Raw genomic sequence first — 16,176 nt, 5'->3', positions numbered from 1 at the left:
TGAAAAAGCAGGTAGCGAAGCAGGTGTGACATACGACACTGCTACACATGAAGTGACAGTAAACGTTACAGATAATGGTCAAGGCAAACTTGTTGCAACTGCAACTAACAACAACCCAACCTTCACAAACACTTATAAAGCAGCTACAACAACAGCTACTATCACGGCTACTAAAGTCTTGAATGGTAAAGCTCTAGAAGCAGGTAAATATGAGTTTGAACTTAAAGAAGGTGACAAAGTCGTTGCAACAGCTAAAAATGCTGCAGACGGCACTGTTACTTTCAAAGAAATTGAGTTCAATGAAGCAGGCGACCACACTTACACTATCACTGAAAAAGCAGGTAGCGAAGCAGGTGTGACATACGATACTGCCAAACACGAAGTTAAGGTGAACGTTAAAGATGACGGTGCAGGTCAACTTGTTGCAACTGTTACAGGTAACAACCCAACCTTCACTAACACTTATAAAGCAGCTTCAACAACTGTAAATATTACCGCTAAGAAAGTCTTAGAAGGTAAAGCCCTTGAAGCTGGTAAATATGAGTTTGAACTCAAAGAAGGTGACAAAGTAATCGGAACAGCTAAAAATGCTGCAGACGGTACTGTTGCTTTCGAAGGTATCGAATACAAAGAAGCTGGTGAGCACACTTACACTATCTCTGAAAAAGCAGGTAACGAAGCAGGTGTGACATACGATAAATCTACTCACAATGTAACAGTAAAAGTTACAGATAATGGTCAAGGTCAACTTGTTGCGACTGTAACTGACAACAACCCAACCTTCACAAATACTTATGTTGCATCTTCAACAAAAGTAACCTTTACAGCTAAGAAAGTCTTGAAAGGTGATAAAGAGCTTGTAAAAGGTCAATTTAAGTTTGAACTTAAAGAAGGTGACAAAGTCGTTGAGACAGCTACAAACGCTGCAGACGGTACTGTTACTTTCACAGCAATTGAGTACAAAGAAGCAGGTGAGCACACTTACACTATTACTGAAGTAAAAGGTAACGATGAGAATATCAAATATGATGAAAATTCTTACGAAGTGACAGTAAAAGTGACAGATAATGGTGCAGGTCAACTTGTAACAGAAGTTACAGGTAACAACCCAACAATCACTAACACGTATACTGAACCGAAAAAAGAAGAACCTAAGGAAGGTCCTAAGGGTGAACAGCCTAAGGGAGATTTGCCAAACACTGGTGGAGCAGACTTTACAGCATTCTCTACTATTCTTGGTCTAGTTCTTGCAGCTTTGGCAGGACTTGTATACCGTGCTAAAAAAGTTGACTAATCTTAACTTTGAATAACTAAAAAAGATGGCGACTGTTTTACAGTCCCATCTTTTTGTTTTGGATAGTTTATAATAATCTTCGCAACTCGTTCCCTTTTCCTTTAAAAAAATCAAAAATTTCGGTATAATAGTCAAAGATAGTCAAGGTTCAAAGAAGGAGTTTGATTTACTATGAGATTTAAAAATACATCAGATCATATCGAAGCCTATATCAAGGCGATTTTAGACCAGTCTGGTATCGTGGAATTGCAGCGGAGCCAGTTGGCAGATACCTTCCAGGTTGTACCGAGCCAGATCAACTATGTCATCAAGACTCGCTTTACGGAAAGTAGAGGTTACTTAGTTGAGAGCAAGCGTGGTGGTGGAGGCTACATTCGCATAGGGCGTATTGAGTTTTCCAATCATCACGAGATGCTACGCGATTTGCTTTATTCAATCGGAGAGCGAGTTAGTCAGGAGATTTATGAGGATATTCTCCAGCTTTTGGTGGAGCAGGACTTGATGACCAAGCAAGAGATGACCTTGCTGACTTCTGTAGCAACAGATCGTGTCCTAGGGGAAGAATCTTCAGTTGTCCGTGCCAATATGCTCCGACAGCTATTACAAGAGGTAGATAGAAAAGAGAAGTAAGATGAACTATTCAAAAGCATTGAATGAATGTATCGAGAGTGCCTACATGGTTGCGAGCCATTTTGGAGCCCGTTACCTAGAGTCTTGGCATTTATTGATTGCCATGTCTAATCACAGTTACAGTGTGGCAGGTGCGACTCTAAATGATTATCCATACGAGATGGACCGTTTAGAAGAGGTTGCGTTGGAACTGACTGAAACCGACTATAGCCAAGATGAAACTTTTACGGAATTACCCTTTTCCCATCGTTTGGAGGTCCTCTTTGCGGAAGCAGAATATGTAGCCTCAGTGGTACATGCTAAGGTGCTAGGGACAGAGCATGTCCTCTATGCGATTTTGCATGATGGTAATGCTTTGGCAACTCGCATCTTGGAGAGAGCAGGCTTCTCTTATGAAGACCAGAAAGATCAGGTCAGAATTGCTGCTCTTCGTCGTAATCTAGAAGAGCGTGCTGGCTGGACAAGAGAAGATCTCAAGGCTTTGCGTCAACGCCATCGCACAGTAACTGACAAGCAAAATTCCATGGCCAATATGATGGGCATGCCTCAAGCTCAAAGTGGTGGTCTAGAGGACTACACGCATGACCTGACGGAGCAAGCGCGTTCTGGCAAGTTAGAGCCAGTTATCGGTCGAGACAAGGAAATCTCACGTATGATTCAGATTTTGAGTCGGAAGACCAAGAACAATCCGGTCTTGGTTGGAGATGCGGGTGTCGGGAAAACAGCTCTGGCACTTGGTCTTGCTCAGCGTATTGCCAGTGGGGATGTGCCTGCGGAAATGGCAAAGATGCGTGTTCTAGAGCTTGATTTGATGAATGTTGTTGCGGGGACACGTTTCCGTGGAGATTTTGAAGAGCGCATGAACAATATCATCAAGGATATAGAGGAAGATGGCAAAGTGATCCTCTTTATCGATGAACTCCACACCATCATGGGTTCTGGTAGCGGTATTGACTCGACTCTGGATGCAGCCAATATCTTGAAGCCAGCCTTGGCTCGTGGAACTTTGAGAACGGTTGGTGCCACCACTCAGGAAGAATACCAGAAACACATCGAAAAAGATGCTGCCCTTTCTCGTCGGTTTGCCAAAGTGACGATTGAAGAGCCAAGTCTAGCTGACAGTATGACCATTTTGCAAGGTTTGAAGGCCACCTATGAGAAACACCACCGTGTGCAAATCACAGATGAAGCTGTTGAAACGGCTGTCAAGATGGCGCATCGTTACTTGACCAGTCGTCACTTGCCAGACTCTGCTATCGACCTCTTAGATGAGGCGGCAGCAACAGTGCAAAACAAATCCAAGCATGTGAAAGCAGACGAATCCGACTTGACTCCAGCTGACAAGGCCCTGATGGATGGCAAGTGGGAACAAGCTGCCCAGCTAATCGCAAAAGAAGAGGAAGTTCCTGTCTATAAAGACTTGGTAACAGAATCTGATATTTTGACCACCTTGAGTCGCTTGTCGGGTATCCCAGTCCAAAAACTGACGCAAACGGATGCCAAGAAATACCTGAATTTGGAGGCTGAACTACACAAACGTGTCATCGGCCAAGATCAAGCTGTTTCAAGCATAAGTCGTGCCATTCGTCGCAATCAGTCAGGTATTCGTAGTCACAAGCGTCCGATTGGTTCCTTTATGTTCCTAGGGCCGACAGGAGTCGGTAAGACCGAATTGGCCAAGGCTCTGGCAGAAGTTCTATTTGATGACGAATCAGCCCTTATCCGCTTTGATATGAGTGAGTATATGGAGAAATTTGCGGCTAGCCGTCTCAATGGAGCACCTCCTGGCTATGTGGGCTACGAGGAAGGTGGGGAGTTGACCGAGAAGGTTCGCAACAAACCTTACTCAGTACTTCTCTTTGACGAGGTAGAAAAGGCCCATCCAGACATCTTTAATGTCCTCTTGCAGGTTTTGGACGACGGTGTCTTGACAGATAGCAAGGGGCGCAAGGTTGATTTTTCAAATACCATTATCATCATGACGTCAAACCTTGGTGCGACGGCTCTTCGTGATGACAAGACGGTCGGCTTTGGCGCTAAAGACATTCGTTTTGACCAGGAAAATATGGAGAAACGAATCTTTGAAGAGCTGAAAAAAACTTATCGACCAGAGTTTATTAACCGTATTGATGAAAAGGTAGTCTTCCATAGCTTGGATAGCGAACATATGCAGGAAATTGTCAAGATTATGGTTAAACCATTGATTGCTAGCCTAGCAGAGAAAGGCATCGACTTGAAACTGCAAGCTTCAGCCCTGAAGTTGCTAGCTAGTCACGGTTACAATCCAGAAATGGGAGCCCGTCCACTTCGCAGAACCCTGCAAACAGAAGTGGAAGATAAGTTGGCAGAACTCCTCCTTAAGGGAGAACTTGTAGCAGGCAAGACCCTCAAGATTGGTGTCAAAGCTGGTCAACTAAAATTTGATATTGCTTAAAAATGGAGAGTCAGGAGCAGTCCTGATTCTTTTTTTCCTACTTTTTTATAAAAAATGATAAAAAACTATTGACAAAACAAAAATATAGTGTATAATAAAAACATAGAAAATAAAAATATCAAAAACTATAAAAAGGTAAAACGTTTATGAAAAAGAAAACAGCAGTGGTATTTGGGACCTTTGCCCCTCTTCATCAGGGTCATATCGATCTGATCCAGCGAGCGAAGCGGCAGTGTGACCAGGTCTGGGTAGTCGTTTCAGGCTACGAGGGAGACCGAGGGGAGCAGGTAGGTTTAAGTCTTCAAAAACGATTTCGCTATATCAGAGAGGCTTTTCGTGATGACGAGTTGACCTCTGTCTGCAAGTTAGATGAGACCATGCTTCCTCGTTACCCTATGGGCTGGCAGGAGTGGTTGGATCAGATGTTAGCGGAGATTTCCTATGATGAAACCCAGCAAGAACTGACTTTCTTTGTAGGAGAAGCAGACTACCAGCAAGAACTAGCTAAACGTGGATTTGGCACTGTCTTGCAAGAAAGAAAGTTTGGTATCTCAGCGACTATGATTCGAGAAAATCCAAGCAAATATTGGAAATATATTGCTCAGCCCTTCCGTCGTCAGTTTACTAAGAAAGTGTTGATTATGGGAAGTGCCAGCAATGGGAAGACCACTCTAGCCAAGGATTTGGCAAGGTATTACGATGCGCCTGTTAGTCTGGAATACGCACGTGAGTACCAGACCAAAAACAATGTCCGCGACGATGAATTGACTCCAAAGGATTACTACTATCTCCTGTTGGGACAGTATGACCAGACCTCCAAGTTAATCGATAGCAATGCCAATCGTGGCCTAGTGATAGCTGACACAAACTCCTTGGTAACCAAGGGCTACTATGATTATTACATGGAGGCTGAGGATCAAGAGGACTTATCAGGAGAAACCTTTGACAATCTCTTTGTTTCGATCTTGGCTAAGGAAAAATGGGACTTGATTCTCTTTGTGCAACCTGTCGGCTCCTATGTCAATGACGGGTTTAGAGATATGACCATGGCGGAAGACCATATTCGTCACAGTTTTTCCCAGCATCTGGATCAGATGAGGGAGCGATATTTAACCACCATTCCTTTAGTTTATCTAGCGGAGGATTACCTAGGCAATTATGAAGCAGCAAAAGTGGCTATCGATGCCATTTACCAAGCAGATTAGGAGAAAATTATGAAAACAGTAACTAAAAAAATCACACAATTTATCGAAAATTTTAAAAATGTCCATGCGGAAGCCCGCAAGATTGGTTTTGTAGGAATCATGCACTTGCTCTGGAAAGATCTCTTTGTCGGTCGCAGTCTTTTCCAGTGGTTGTATCTCATCGCCTTGTCAAGTGTTCCCTTGATCTTGGAATTCACGCAAAATACAGAAAGCCATGACTGGCTGAGCTTGTTTGCATCTTGGACTGGGATTGTCTGTGTTATCTTGGTAGCAGAAGGGCGTGCAAGCAACTATCTCTTTGGGGCCATTAACTCGGCTATCTACTTGATCTTGGCCATGAATGCGACTTTTTATGGAGAAGTCTTGACGACTGTTTACTTCTTTGTCATGCAGCCGATTGGTCTCTATGCTTGGTTGTCCAATCGTATCAATGACCAAGGAAAACCAGAAGAATCCCACTTTGAAGCTAAGAAATTATCTGTTTTTGATTGGCTCAAGTACTTGGCCTTGACTGCCATCATCTGGATTGGTATGGGCTTGGCTTATAAAAGTATCCATAGTGCTCGCCCTTTCCGTGATAGTGTTACCGATGCGACCAATGGTGTTGGTCAGCTCTTGATGACACGTCTTTACCGCGAGCAATGGATTTTCTGGATTGCAACCAATCTCTTTAGTATCTACCTCTGGTGGGGTGAAAATATCCATATCCAAGGGATGTACTGGGTTTACACACTCAACAGTCTAGTGGGATGGTACCAATGGACCAAGGCAGTTCGAAAGGAGGCATAAGATGGCAGAGACGATGATTCCAGCCGGGATGACGGAAAAAGAATATTATGAAATCCATACTAGTCAGGAGGAGTTTTTAGACTGGTACTACAAGCAGGAGCTCCCTCAATATGAAAAACCAAGTGTGACAGTGGATATGGTAGCCTACTGCTTTGTCGAAGGAAAGATCAAGCTCTTGCTGATCCGTCGCAAGGCTCACCCTTATCAAAACTGTTTGGCTCTGGTTGGAGGCTTTATGGACAAGGGAGAAGATGCTGCACATGCCTGTCAGCGCGAGGTGAGAGAAGAAGTCAATCTCGATCTACCTTTGGAGAAAATCGAGCAATTGATGACGGTATCGACCCCCGGTCGTGATCCACGGGGCTGGACAGTGACCATTGCCCACTTAGTGTACCTACCTAGTCGTGCCTTAGATCTCGTTCAGGCAGGTGATGATGCCAAGGATGTCGTTTTTGTAGATGTCGATTTTCAGACAGGCAAATGCTACCTAGATGGAGTCGAGCTGGAGGAGCAAGCCTTCGCCTTTGACCATTATGCCATTATCCAAGAATCCATCAAACGAATCCAAGGCCGTCTCGACTGGAATCCGACCTTCCTCTATCTGCTGGAGGAGGAGTTCACTGTCTACGAGGGGACTGAACTGGTCAATCTCATCAACCCTGGTCACCCAATCGTCAGCAATAACTTTCTCGTAAAATACGGCGAATATGTAGAAGAAGTCGGACTCAAACGAGTACCCAAAAAGAAACCAAGAAAAACCTATCGATTGAAATAAAAAACGAGGCCGGGAACTTTTCCCGACCTTTTTATTTATCATCATTTTTTATGAATGGCTATCTTTCTTAGAATTGCTCAACAGGTGAGTAAAGAAGTCTTTATATCGATACTTGAGATAGTTCTCATGTAAAAATAACAAAGCGATATAAACAATCATAAAGATTATAGTCAGATAGAAGACATCAAATGCAGTTCGCGCATAGTAAGTGGCTGATTGATAAGAGCCAATAGCTCCCAAAATCAACCAAGGAAGATACTTGTAATACTTATTTAGCATAAGAGCATACCTCCTATATTCTATTTCAATGTTATTATATTCCTTTATCTAATGCAATGCAAGCGATTACACAAAGATGATGTAAAAAATAGGACTCTTATCTAAAAAATTTTCTATTTTTTCGTTTCGATTACGAATAGAGATAGTAGAGAGAAATTTTTTAAAATAGTTTCTCTAAATAGTTGACAGATTCAAAGCCCAATGTTACAATTATATTACAAAAAGATTTCTTAACATTTCAAAAATGTTACAAAGGAGTAGAAAAATGAAAAAGAAAACCTATATCAAATTGATTGCAGCGACTGTATTGGCTTCTACCTTGCTACTAGGAGCTTGTGGAAATAAAAACGAAACCACTCAAACCAGTAGCTCTGCCAAGACAAGTCAATCATCAAGCTCTAAAGCAGCTTCTTCTAGCAAAGAAAGCAAGACTCAAAAATCTTCAAGCTCAGCTTCATCTGAAAAGGCTCAGGCATCTTCTGGTCAGTCTTCTACAACGGCAGATCAGTCACAAGCGAAACCAGCACCTGAATCAAGACAAGAACAAGCAGCTCCTAGTCAACAAGCCCCATCTCAGGCACCTTCAACTCAGCAAGGTTCTCAAGCCCAGTCTAACCAGTCAGGCTATGATCCAACAACTGACCGCCAACTTCAAGACAAGCAAGCAGAACACAACAAACGCTACAAGGGTGTTTTAACCATGGTCGATGGTGATTTCTCAGCAGCTGCAGGCAACTGGAAGGGAGCGAATGGCGAAACTATTACGGTTTCATCAGGGGGCCAATTTACAGTAGAAACTGCAGATGGAAAGAAAGAAAACTATTCTATCAGAGGCTACTCTTACACTCTTGATGATGGTAAGTATAATGCCAAAATCGGTGGAGGAAAAATCATCCAAATTACAACAGGTGCGGATGGTAAAGTTTCGAGCGTTGCCTTGATTCAATAATAGTACCTAGGTTTTCCTAGGATCTAAAAAACCGTAAACTCCAAGTGAGTTACGGTTTTTTCTATTATGCTTTGTCTAATTGCAAGAGGGCTTCAATCTCTGCTAGGGTGCTAGCTTGTGAAATGGCTCCACGAAGTTTGGCAGCGCCAGATGTCCCCCGAAGGTAGTGAGGAGCGAGGCCGCGGAATTCACGAACGGCTACGTTTTCTCCTTTGAGGTTAATCAAGCGTTTCAAATGTTCGTAGGCGATTTTCATCTTGTCTTCAAAAGTCAAATCAGGGAGAATTTCTCCTGTTTCAAAGTAGTGGTTGATTTGATTGAAGAGGTAGGGATTTCCCATGGCTGCGCGACCAATCATGACAGCGTCAGCACCGACTTCTTCGATACGCTGTTTGGCTTCTTGGACCGTACGGATATCACCATTTGCGATAAATGGAATCTTGGTCAAAGCTTGAGCAACCTTGTGTAGGGTCTCGAGGTCTGCGTGACCTGTGTACATTTGTTCGCGGGTACGGCCATGCATGGCGAGAGCAGAGACACCTGCAGCCTCAGCTGCGAGGGCATTCTCCACGGCTAGGGATGGATCAGACCAGCCTGTACGCATTTTGACAGTGAGGGGGATATCAAGGACAGATTGGACCTTGTTGATAATAGAGTAGATCTTGTCTGGGTCCTTGAGCCACATAGCGCCAGCTTCATTCTTCACGATTTTGTTAACTGGGCAACCCATGTTGATATCGACGATATCAGTCTTGGTGTTTTCTTGGATGAATTCTGCTGCGCGTGCGAGGCTGTCTTCGTCGCTACCAAAGAGTTGGATAGAAACGGGGTTTTCGCCTTCATCGATATGAAGCATGTGTAGAGTTTTTTCGTTGTTGTATTGGATTCCCTTGTCAGAGACCATTTCCATTACAACGAGCCCCGCTCCGAGCTCTTTTGCGATGGTACGAAAGGCTGAGTTGGTGACACCAGCCATGGGTGCTAAAACAGTACGATTGGGAATCTCAACATTGCCAATCATAAAAGGTGTATTAAGATTTGTCACGAATGAGTTCCTCCAGGTCGTTTTCATCAAAGTTATAAGTTGTTTGGCAGAATTGACAAGTGATTTCTGCCCCGTGGTCTTCCTCTTTCATTTCTTCAAGGTCTGAATTTGGAAGGCTGGCAAGAGCGTTCATAAAACGGTCTTTGCTGCAGTCACATTGGAAACGAATTTCTTCTTCAGATAGGCGTTTGTAAGATTCGTCACCATAGATAGCCTTGAGAAGGGCTTCGATATGGTCATCGCTTTCCAGAAGGGTTGAGATGGCTGGCATTTCTTGGATGCGTTTTTCAAAGCGGGCAATCTCTTCTTCCTTGGCCCCTGGCAAGACTTGGAGAAGGAAACCTCCGGCAACTTCGACCTTGTCGTCTTTGTCTAAAAGAACATTGAGGCCGACTGCTGAAGGGGTTTGTTGGCTTTCTGTCAGGTAATAGGCCAAGTCTTCACCGATTTCCCCAGAAATGAGAGGAGTCATGGAGTTGTAAGGATTTCCAGTACCATAGTCTGTGATAACGAGGAATTGGCCATTGCCGACAAAAGGTCCAACGAGGACTTCACCAGTTGCAGTTTTTTTGATATCTACACCTGGATTTTGCACATAGCCTTTGACATTTCCCTTAGTATCTGCAACTGTGATGATGGCGCCGAGAGAGCTAGTTCCAAGAACTTTAACCGTTAGCTTGGTATTTCCTTTTTCATTGGCTGCGAGAATTTGGCTAGCGATAAGGGTGCGACCAAGTGCAACGGTTGAACTGGCTTGAGTTTGATGTTTTTCTTGAGCAGTGCGGACAGTTTCAGTGCTATCAAGGACAAAAGCACGAAAGGCCCCGCTTTCTGATATAGTTTTAATAATTTTATCCATAGCTACTATTTTAGCATAAAAATGCCCAAAGGGGGAGTCGTGTGTTTGCTGTTTTTGAGGAATAAGGACGAGGAAATCAGCTTTAAAATAAAATGAGAAACAGATTATTTCAGCATTTGAAAGATTTATGCTATGCTTGTAGGAGAAAATGAAAGGGGTAACAAATGTATTTAGGTGATTTGATGGAAAAAGCTGAATCTGGCCAATTTTTAGTCCTTTCCTTTCTATTACAAGATTCACAGACAACAGTCAAGGAAGCCATGGAAGAAACAGGCTTTTCAAAGGCGACCTTAACCAAGTACATTTCTTTGATTAACGAAAATGCCTTGGAAAGATGTTTAGAGCTGACCATTCACTTGGAAGATGAAAATCTGCGTTTGTCGATTGGTGCAGCTACCAAGGGAAGAGAGATTCGGAGCTTGTTTCTAGACAATGCCATTAAGTACCAAATTTTGGTTTACCTTCTCTATCACCAACAGTTTCTAGCTCATCAGTTGGCTCAAGAGTTGATGATTAGCGAGGCCACGCTTGGTCGCCACTTAGCTAGTCTAAATCAGATTTTGTCAGAGTTTGACTTATCCATCCAAAATGGCCGTTGGCGAGGTCCAGAGCATCAGATTCGCTATTTCTATTTCTGCCTTTTTCGCAAGATTTGGTCCAGTCAGGAGTGGGAAGGTCACATGCAGAAAGCGGAGAGAAAGCAGGATATTGCTACCCTAGAAGAAATCTGCGGTGCTAGCTTGTCTTCAGGTCAGAAATTGGACTTGGTTCTCTGGGCTCACATCAGTCAACAGCGCCTCCGAGTCAATGCCTGTCAGTTTCAAGTCATAGAAGAAAAAATGCGAGGGTATTTTGACAATATTTTCTACCTTCGTTTGCTGAGAAAGGCTCCGTCCTTTTTTGCTGGGCAACACCTTCCTCTAGGGGCTGAGGATGGTGAGATGATGGTATTCTTTTCATTTCTCCTTTCCCATCGTATCTTGCCCCTTCATACTATGGAGTATATTCTTGGTTTTGGAGGGCAATTAGCCGATTTGCTGACGCAATTGATTCAAGAGATGAAGAAAGAGGAGTTGCTGGGAGACTACACAGAGGACCATGTCACCTATGAACTCAGTCAGCTTTGTGGTCAAGTTTATCTATACAAGGGCTATATTTTACAAGATCAGTACAGATACCAGACAGAGAATCGCCATCCCTATTTGCTGATGGAACATGATTTTAGAGGGACTGCAGAAAGAATTTTTCATATCTTGTCAGCATTTCATCAGGGGACGGATTTGGATAAGAAAATTCTCTGGGAATGGCTCCAGTTGATAGAGTATATGGCAGAAAATGGTGGCCAACATATGAGGATTGGTTTGGATTTGACATCTGGTTTCCTTGTCTTTTCTAGGATGGCTGCCCTTTTGAAACGGTATTTGGAATACAATCGTTTTATTGCCATTGAAGCCTATGATCCCAGTCGACATTATGATTTGTTGATTACCAACAACCCTATTCATAAGAAAGAACAGACTCCGATCTATTATTTAAAAAACGACTTGGATATGGAGGATTTGGCGAAGATTCGTCAGATGCTCTTTGCCTAAAAGACCTGAATTTTCAGGTCTTTTTTGTGAAATTCGCACAATCTCCTCACATTTTTTTAAAATTTAAAAAAAATTGATGAACAAGAAAGCGCTTTATTTTGTATACTAGTTACTGTAAAGAGGGACCCCCTCAAGATTTTATCAGGAGGACAGCACATGTCACAAGAAAAATACATCATGGCTATTGACCAAGGAACGACCAGTTCTCGTGCCATCATTTTTAACAAAAAAGGAGAAAAGGTCAGCTCTAGTCAAAAAGAATTCACTCAGATTTTTCCTCAAGCAGGTTGGGTTGAGCACAATGCCAATGAAATTTGGAACTCTGTTCAGTCAGTTATCGCGGGTGCCTTCATCGAAAGTGGTGTGAAACCAAGTCAAATCGAGGCCATCGGGATTACCAACCAGCGTGAAACAACTGTCGTCTGGGATAAGAAAACAGGTCTCCCTATCTACAATGCTATCGTTTGGCAATCACGCCAGACAGCACCTCTGGCTGAACAACTAAAAAGCCAAGGTTATGTGGAAAAATTCCATGAAAAGACTGGTTTGATTATTGACGCTTACTTCTCTGCTACCAAGGTTCGCTGGATTTTGGATCATGTAGAGGGAGCGCAAGAAAGAGCTGAAAAGGGTGAATTGCTCTTTGGTACCATTGATACTTGGCTGGTTTGGAAATTGACTGACGGCGCGGCTCACGTAACTGACTACTCAAACGCAGCTCGTACCATGCTCTATAACATCAAGGATCTTAAATGGGATGATGATATTTTGGAAATCCTCAACATTCCTAAGGCCATGCTTCCAGAAGTTCGTTCTAACTCTGAAATCTACGGCAAGACTGCTCCATTCCATTTCTACGGTGGAGAAGTGCCAATTTCAGGTATGGCTGGGGACCAACAGGCAGCCCTCTTCGGTCAGTTGGCCTTTGAACCAGGGATGGTCAAGAATACTTATGGAACAGGTTCTTTCATCATTATGAACACTGGTGAAGAGATACAGTTGTCTGAAAACAACCTTTTGACAACGATTGGTTATGGAATCAACGGCAAGGTTTACTATGCTTTGGAAGGTTCTATCTTCATCGCAGGAAGTGCCATTCAGTGGCTTCGTGATGGACTTCGCATGGTTGAAAATTCACCAGAGTCTGAAAAATATGCTCTCAATTCTCACAACAATGACGAAGTCTATGTCGTACCTGCCTTTACAGGTCTAGGGGCTCCATACTGGAACCAAAACGCTCGAGGCTCTGTCTTTGGCTTGACTCGTGGAACAAGCAAAGAAGACTTTATCAAGGCAACTTTGCAATCTATCGCTTATCAAGTACGTGACATCATTGACACCATGCAAGTGGATGCTCAGACAGCTATCCAAGTCTTAAAGGTGGATGGTGGTGCAGCCATGAACAACTTCCTCATGCAGTTTCAGGCTGACATTTTGGGAATCGATATTGCCCGCGCTAAAAACTTAGAAACAACTGCCTTAGGTGCGGCTTTCCTAGCTGGTTTGGCAGTGGGTTACTGGAAGGATTTGGATGAGTTGAAACTCTTGAACGAGACAGGAGAACTCTTTGAGCCATCCATGAACGAATCGCGCAAGGAACAACTCTACAAGGGCTGGAAGAAGGCTGTGAAAGCAACGCAAGTCTTTGCGGAAATCGATGACTAATACTGAAAGAATAAAGTGACTCAGTTAGAAAGTGTGTAAATATGGAATTTTCAAAGAAAACACGTGAATTGTCAATTAAAAAAATGCAGGAACGCACTCTGGACCTTTTGATTATCGGTGGAGGGATTACAGGGGCTGGTGTAGCCTTGCAGGCGGCAGCTAGTGGACTTGACACTGGATTGATTGAAATGCAGGACTTCGCAGAAGGAACATCTAGCCGTTCAACAAAATTGGTCCACGGAGGTCTGCGTTACCTCAAACAATTTGACGTGGAAGTGGTATCAGATACAGTTTCTGAACGTGCAGTGGTTCAACAAATCGCTCCACATATTCCAAAACCAGATCCAATGCTCTTGCCAGTTTACGATGAAGATGGAGCGACCTTTAGCCTTTTCCGTCTCAAAGTAGCCATGGACTTGTACGACCTTTTGGCAGGTGTTAGCAACACGCCAGCTGCTAACAAGGTCTTGAGTAAGGAAGAAGTCTTGGAACGCCAGCCAAACTTGAAGAAAGAAGGTTTGGTAGGAGGTGGAGTTTATCTTGACTTCCGTAACAACGATGCGCGTCTCGTGATTGAAAATATCAAACGTGCCAACCAAGACGGTGCCCTCATTGCCAACCACGTTAAGGCAGAAGGTTTCCTCTTTGACGAAAGCGGCAAGATTACAGGTGTTGTAGCTCGTGATTTGTTAACAGACCAAGTCTTTGAAATCAAGGCTCGTCTGGTTATCAACACGACAGGTCCTTGGAGCGACAAGGTACGTAATTTGTCCAATCAGGGAACACAATTCTCACAAATGCGTCCAACTAAGGGAGTGCACTTGGTAGTGGATTCAAGCAAGATCAAGGTTTCACAGCCGGTTTACTTTGACACAGGTTTGGGAGACGGGCGTATGGTCTTTGTTCTCCCACGTGAAAACAAGACTTACTTTGGTACAACGGATACAGACTACACAGGCGATTTGGAACATCCAAAAGTGACTCAGGAAGATGTAGATTATCTACTTGGTATTGTCAACAACCGCTTCCCAGAAGCAAACATTACCATTGATGATATCGAAAGCAGCTGGGCTGGTCTTCGTCCATTGATCGCAGGCAATAGTGCTTCTGACTACAATGGAGGAAATAACGGAACCATTAGCGATGAGAGCTTCAATAGCTTGATTGCGACTGTCGAAGCTTATCTATCGAAAGAAAAAACGCGTGAAGATGTTGAATCTGCTGTCAGCAAGCTTGAAAGCAGCACATCTGAGAAACATTTGGATCCATCTGCAGTTTCTCGTGGTTCGAGTTTGGATCGTGATGACAATGGCTTGTTGACCCTTGCTGGTGGTAAAATCACAGACTACCGTAAGATGGCAGAAGGGGCTATGGAGCGCGTGGTTGACATCCTCAAAACCGAATTTGACCGTAGCTTTAAACTGATCAACTCTAAGACTTATCCTGTTTCAGGTGGAGAATTGAACCCAGCAAATGTGGATTCAGAAATCGAAGCCTTTGCTCAACTTGGAGTTTCACGTGGCTTGGATAGCAAGGAAGCACACTATCTCGCAAATCTTTACGGTTCAAATGCACCGAAGGTCTTTGCCCTTGCTCATAGCTTGGAACAAGCGCCAGGACTCAGCTTGGCAGATACTTTGTCACTTCACTATGCAATGCGCAATGAGTTGGCTCTTAGCCCAGTTGACTTCCTCCTCCGTCGTACCAACCACATGCTCTTTATGCGTGATAGTTTGGATAGCATCGTTGAGCCAGTTTTGGATGAAATGGGACGATACTATGATTGGACTGAAGAAGAAAAAGCAGCCTACCGTGCGGATGTTGAAGCAGCACTTGCTCAAAATGATTTGGCAGAACTAAAAAATTAAGAAAAACTAGAAGAGAGGGAGGGCAGCATTCCTTGTCGCCCGCCCCTTCTTTTAAATGGAGACAAAGATATGATGAAAGAATTATTTGGAGAATTTTTGGGGACCTTAATCCTCATCCTCCTAGGAAATGGTGTTGTTGCAGGTGTGGTTCTTCCCAAAACCAAGAACAACAATTCAGGATGGATTGTGATTACTATGGGTTGGGGAATTGCTGTAGCCGTTGCGGCCTTTGTATCTGGCACGCTCAGCCCAGCCCACCTAAATCCAGCTGTGACGTTTGCGATGGCCTTAAAAGGAACGCTCTCTTGGGCTTCTGTTTTCCCTTATATTCTAGCCCAATTCGCAGGAGCGATGGTGGCTCAGATTTTGGTTTGGTTGCAATTCAAACCACACTATGAGGCGGAAGAAAACGCAGGAAATATCCTAGCGACATTTAGTACTGGACCAGCAATCAAGAACACAGTATCGAACTTGGTTAGCGAAATCCTTGGAACTTTTGTTTTGCTCTTGACAATCTTTGCCTTGGGACTCTATGACCTTCAAGCCGGTTTAGGGACCTTTGCAGTGGGGACCTTGATTGTCGGTATCGGTCTTTCACTAGGTGGGACAACGGGTTATGCCTTGAACCCAGCTCGTGACCTTGGACCTCGTATCATGCACAGCATTCTTCCAATTCCAAATAAGGGAGATGGAGACTGGTCTTATGCTTGGATTCCTGTTGTAGGACCTATTGTTGGTGCGGCCCTAGCAGTTCTCGTATTTTCACTTTTCTAAGATAAAAGAGTGATTGGC

At 43.7% G+C, this 16,176-nt stretch carries 14 protein-coding genes; 11 read left to right on the top strand and 3 right to left on the bottom strand.

From position 1 onward, the window contains the following. From ADM50_RS06710 to ADM50_RS06685, 6 genes are all read left to right on the top strand, one after another. The coding region (locus ADM50_RS06710; protein WP_049484999.1) for a Spy0128 family protein at positions 1-1,294 on the top strand (1,294 nt) is incomplete at its 5' end. 171 nt (positions 1,295-1,465) lie between these two features. Continuing rightward, complete coding sequence (locus ADM50_RS06705; protein WP_001211258.1) at positions 1,466-1,924, top strand: CtsR family transcriptional regulator; 459 nt, start codon at positions 1,466-1,468, stop codon at positions 1,922-1,924. Position 1,925: 1 nt separating this feature from the next. Continuing rightward, positions 1,926-4,358 (top strand): ATP-dependent Clp protease ATP-binding subunit, encoded by a 2,433-nt coding sequence (locus ADM50_RS06700; protein WP_001109729.1) that lies wholly within the window; start codon positions 1,926-1,928, stop codon positions 4,356-4,358. A gap of 146 nt (positions 4,359-4,504) precedes the next feature. Continuing rightward, positions 4,505-5,563 (top strand): AAA family ATPase, encoded by a 1,059-nt coding sequence (locus ADM50_RS06695; RefSeq protein ID WP_049484997.1) that lies wholly within the window; start codon positions 4,505-4,507, stop codon positions 5,561-5,563. Positions 5,564-5,572: 9 nt separating this feature from the next. Further along, on the top strand, positions 5,573-6,352 hold the full coding sequence (pnuC, locus tag ADM50_RS06690; protein WP_049484996.1) for a nicotinamide riboside transporter PnuC: 780 nt from the start codon (positions 5,573-5,575) through the stop codon (positions 6,350-6,352). Position 6,353: 1 nt separating this feature from the next. Then, entirely contained in the window at positions 6,354-7,127 is a 774-nt protein-coding gene (locus tag ADM50_RS06685) for an NUDIX domain-containing protein (protein WP_049484994.1), read from the top strand. A 48-nt stretch (positions 7,128-7,175) separates the two neighbouring features. Here ADM50_RS06685 and ADM50_RS06680 read toward each other — a convergent pair whose 3' ends face one another. After that, the gene (locus tag ADM50_RS06680) at positions 7,176-7,406 is read right to left on the bottom strand and encodes a hypothetical protein (protein WP_049484993.1); all 231 of its coding nucleotides are present in this window, start codon (positions 7,404-7,406) and stop codon (positions 7,176-7,178) included. Positions 7,407-7,671: 265 nt separating this feature from the next. On the opposite strand from ADM50_RS06680, the gene ADM50_RS06675 reads away from it, so the two are divergent. Continuing rightward, complete coding sequence (locus ADM50_RS06675) at positions 7,672-8,355, top strand: hypothetical protein (RefSeq protein WP_049484991.1); 684 nt, start codon at positions 7,672-7,674, stop codon at positions 8,353-8,355. 64 nt (positions 8,356-8,419) lie between these two features. Here the strand turns inward: ADM50_RS06675 and dusB are convergent, their stop codons facing one another. After that, positions 8,420-9,400 (bottom strand): tRNA dihydrouridine synthase DusB, encoded by a 981-nt coding sequence (gene dusB / locus ADM50_RS06670; protein WP_000183317.1) that lies wholly within the window; start codon positions 9,398-9,400, stop codon positions 8,420-8,422. Then, positions 9,387-10,259 (bottom strand): Hsp33 family molecular chaperone HslO, encoded by an 873-nt coding sequence (gene hslO, locus ADM50_RS06665; RefSeq protein ID WP_049484990.1) that lies wholly within the window; start codon positions 10,257-10,259, stop codon positions 9,387-9,389. The genes dusB and hslO overlap by 14 nt, the downstream gene beginning before the upstream one ends. 164 nt (positions 10,260-10,423) lie before the next feature. On the opposite strand from hslO, the gene ADM50_RS06660 reads away from it, so the two are divergent. The 4 genes from ADM50_RS06660 to ADM50_RS06645 all read left to right on the top strand — a co-directional run bounded on the left by ADM50_RS06660 (position 10,424) and on the right by ADM50_RS06645 (position 16,158). Continuing rightward, entirely contained in the window at positions 10,424-11,851 is a 1,428-nt protein-coding gene (locus tag ADM50_RS06660) for an AcpB/EbpR/MafR family transcriptional regulator (RefSeq protein ID WP_049484989.1), read from the top strand. A gap of 156 nt (positions 11,852-12,007) precedes the next feature. Continuing rightward, positions 12,008-13,516, top strand: coding sequence for a glycerol kinase GlpK (gene glpK, locus ADM50_RS06655; RefSeq protein WP_049484988.1), 1,509 nt, complete (start codon positions 12,008-12,010; stop codon positions 13,514-13,516). A 41-nt stretch (positions 13,517-13,557) separates the two neighbouring features. After that, on the top strand, positions 13,558-15,384 hold the full coding sequence (gene glpO / locus ADM50_RS06650; RefSeq protein ID WP_049484986.1) for a type 1 glycerol-3-phosphate oxidase: 1,827 nt from the start codon (positions 13,558-13,560) through the stop codon (positions 15,382-15,384). A 69-nt stretch (positions 15,385-15,453) separates the two neighbouring features. Next, positions 15,454-16,158 carry an MIP/aquaporin family protein gene (locus tag ADM50_RS06645; protein WP_049484985.1) on the top strand — a complete coding sequence of 235 codons (705 nt, stop codon included), beginning with the start codon at positions 15,454-15,456 and terminating at the stop codon, positions 16,156-16,158. The last annotated feature ends 18 nt before the right edge of the window (positions 16,159-16,176 follow it).

This window comes from Streptococcus oralis (assembly GCF_001075675.1).
Classification (GTDB): Bacteria; Bacillota; Bacilli; order Lactobacillales; family Streptococcaceae; genus Streptococcus; species Streptococcus oralis_V.
This window is presented reverse-complemented; position numbering and strand designations above follow the sequence as displayed.